The sequence below is a fragment of the Acinetobacter sp. ACNIH3 genome (genome assembly GCF_002918965.1).
Taxonomy (GTDB): Bacteria; Pseudomonadota; Gammaproteobacteria; order Pseudomonadales; family Moraxellaceae; genus Acinetobacter; species Acinetobacter schindleri.
Genome location: NZ_PQLP01000160.1, coordinates 1 through 523 on the forward strand (window position 1 = coordinate 1; position 523 = coordinate 523).

A 523-nucleotide genomic window follows, 5' to 3' on the forward strand; every position below is an offset into this window, starting at 1 on the left:
ATACAAGGGACAGCTGAGCCAGGATCAACAATTCAAATAAAAAACGAAGATGGAGAAGTTTTAGGATCTGTAATAGTTGATAACAACGGAAACTATACTATTGAGCTTAATCCGCCATTGAGTAATGGTGAGGAAATCAAAGTTACAGCAACAGATAAATCTAATAATACTTCTATTGAAACAGTAGTTAATGCTCCTGACACCACAGCCCCGTTATTACCGGTTATTGCAGGCTTTGATGGTACAACAGTGGTAGGCACAGCCGAGCCGGGTTCAACCATTATCGTGAGCGACACTGAGGGTAATGAGCTTGCTACTGCTATAGCGGATGAAGAAGGTAATTTCAGCGTTGGGCTTGAACCGGCGTTTGAAGATGGTGCAGAAGTAGAAGTCACAGCGACAGATGCAGCAGGTAATGAATCAGATTCTGTTACCGCTGTAGCAGATACAGCAACAGATACCACTGCTCCAGAGGTCCCGGTTATTGAGGGCTTTGATGGCACAACAGTGGTAGGCACAGCCG

Annotated in this window: 1 protein-coding gene; it reads left to right on the plus strand. The window is 44.7% G+C overall.

The features are described from left to right. Window positions 1-36: 36 nt before the first annotated feature. A partial coding sequence (locus C3420_RS17220; protein WP_265734833.1) for an Ig-like domain-containing protein occupies window positions 37-523 on the plus strand: 487 nt, incomplete at its 3' end.